We start from the raw sequence: 1,733 nt of genomic DNA, 5'->3' as shown, positions 1-1,733 counted from the left end.
TCTCAACACCGGCTGCGTGCTGCGCTTCGACGAGAACGGCCAGATCCTCGAAAGCCTGTGGGACCAGGCCGGCGAGAAGCATCCGATGATCACCTCGATGCGCGAGCACAAGGGCATCCTCTATCTCTGCGGCATCTTCAACAACCGCATGGGCACCTTGCCCTTGAAAGGCGTCGATCCCGACTGGTTCAGCTCGGATTCCTACTGGGGCAGAAAGCCATGAGCGGTTTGAGCCAGCTTCTTGACCGCTTTCTCGGCCGTGGCGAGTGGGCAGTGACCGTGCCGACGCTCGACGGGCCGTTGCTGCCCAACCAAGGACTGGAGGAAGCCGAGCCGTTCGCCGGCCTCGCCGAGGCCGACAATCTCGTACGCACCGAAAAGGGCATTCTGGCAAGCAGCGCCAACCGGCTGATGCGCTTTAGCGCCGACGGCCATGCCGAAACCTTGCAGGAATTTCCGGGCGAGATCACCGCACTCGCCCATGCCCGCGGCATGACCGCGATGGCCATCGACGGCAAGGGCGTCGTCGTCCACGGCGGCCTGCATGACGGGCGCGAGGCGACGGGTGAGGAGGCTCGGCGCCTCTCCTGCATCACCGCTCTCACCTTCCTCGACAGCAACACCTTGCTGGTGGCCAACGGTTCGGCCTCAGTGCCGGCGAGCGGTTGGCGTCGCGACCTGATGCAGAAGAGCGTGTCCGGTTCGGTCTGGCGGCTCGATCTAAAAAACGGCCGGCTGGAGCTTGTCAGGGACGGCTTGGCCTGGCCGGCCGGCATCGCCACCACCGGCTCCAACCGCATCTACGTTTCGGAGGCCTGGCGCCACCGCGTGCTGGCGATCGACCTTGCCACCACGGCGACGCTGCCCGTGCTGGAGCATCTGCCGGCCTACCCCGCCCGCATCGCCCCGGCCTTCAACGCCGGCTATTGGCTGACCTTCTATTCCGTGCGCAACCAACTGGTGGAGTTCATCCTGCGCGAGGAGACCTACCGCACCCGCATGCTGGCGGAAGTCCCGGAGGCCTACTGGATGGCGCCGTCGCTCGGCTCATGGCGCGACTATCGCGAGCCCATGCAAGGCAGCCAGTTGAAGCAGATGAACGTGCTGAAGCCATACGCGGTGACAAGGTCCTACGGGCTGGTGGTTCTTTGCGACCAGAACATGAAGCCGCTGTCGAGTTTCCATTCGCGCGCAGACGGCAAGGTGCACGGGACGCTGAGCGCCTGCGAGCTGGGCGATGATCTGCTGGTCGCCTCGCGCGGCGGATCGAGGATCGTACGCGTGGCGAGCGCCGCCAGCGGCAAGCGAGGCTAAGCGATGTCGGACGCCAACATCATTGAACTCAGGGATGCCGCCAAGGCATTCGCGCGCATTCCGGCCTTCAAGAATGTCAATTTCGACCTGCGCAAAGGCGAAATCCACGCGCTGCTCGGGGAAAACGGCGCCGGCAAGTCGACGCTGACCAAGGTCATGGCCGGTGTCTTCAAGCTGACCGAGGGCAAGATGACCTTCGACGGCAAGGATGTGTCCTTCGCCACGCCCGCCGAAGCGCTGCGCGCCGGCATCGCCATGGTGTTCCAGGAAACCAACCTGGTGCCGGCCATGACGGTAGCGCAGAATCTCTATCTCGGCGAAGAGAAGATGTTCAACCGGTTGCGCGGCCTCTACATTCAGGCGCGGCAGTTCCTCGCCGGCATGGGCTTCCAGGTCGACCCGTCCGCGCAGGTCAGCAC

General features: G+C 64.6%; 2 protein-coding genes and 1 pseudogene. All 3 read left to right on the top strand.

Annotated elements, in window-relative coordinates; all coding sequences use genetic code 11:
* A pseudogene (locus EN925_RS34665) lies at window positions 1-223 on the top strand (ABC transporter permease); the annotation flags it as partial.
* Window positions 220-1,314 carry an NHL repeat containing protein gene (locus EN925_RS34660; RefSeq protein ID WP_013533140.1) on the top strand — a complete coding sequence of 365 codons (1,095 nt, stop codon included), beginning with the start codon at window positions 220-222 and terminating at the stop codon, window positions 1,312-1,314. The pseudogene EN925_RS34665 and the gene EN925_RS34660, both read left to right, overlap by 4 nt.
* A 3-nt stretch (window positions 1,315-1,317) precedes the next feature.
* A partial coding sequence (locus EN925_RS34655; protein ID WP_164894616.1) for an ATP-binding cassette domain-containing protein occupies window positions 1,318-1,733 on the top strand: 416 nt, incomplete at its 3' end.

The organism is Mesorhizobium sp. M7A.F.Ca.US.006.04.2.1 (genome assembly GCF_004022915.1).
GTDB lineage: Bacteria > Pseudomonadota > Alphaproteobacteria > Rhizobiales > Rhizobiaceae > Mesorhizobium > Mesorhizobium ciceri.
Note: the sequence above shows the minus strand (reverse complement) of the source record. Positions and strands in the feature narration are given on the sequence as shown.

Coding starts and splice junctions, on each gene's coding strand:
- EN925_RS34660 (WP_013533140.1), top strand. CDS start 220: ATGAGCGGTTTGAGCCAGCTTCTTGACCGCTTTCTCGGCCGTGGCGAG.